Genomic DNA, 383 nt, shown 5'->3' with positions numbered 1-383 from the left:
CACGACAGCTAAAATACTTAGTATTATAATAGGAATACTGGACCATATAAATTGGATCTTTCTCTGACCAGAAAACTGGAGGCGGATTGACCTTTTCTGATCTCAGCTTTGCAGCTTTCCGGCGATGGTTCACTGGTTTGGAGGAGGAGAAAAAATGTCAGGATGCCCGAATAATCATAAAGAATCACCGTTCAGCCATCTAGTCAAGACCCACCCTTGCTTTAACAGCGAAGCACATTTTAAATTTGGCAGGATCCATCTCCCGGTCAGTCCTTCCTGCAACATTCAATGCAAATTCTGCCGCCGGGGGTTTAATAAATGCGAAAAGCGCCCCGGGGTAAGCCGGGGAATTCTGACCCCGGATGAAGCCGTAAATACGGTTG

Annotated in this window: 1 pseudogene; it reads left to right on the top strand. The window is 46.2% G+C overall.

Annotated elements, in window-relative coordinates:
• Positions 1 to 154 precede the first annotated feature (154 nt).
• Positions 155 to 383, top strand: a pseudogene (locus tag B3W37_RS08910) (radical SAM protein); the annotation flags it as partial.

The organism is Syntrophomonas sp. UBA5494 (assembly GCF_002426325.1).
Note: the sequence above shows the minus strand (reverse complement) of the source record. Positions and strands in the feature narration are given on the sequence as shown.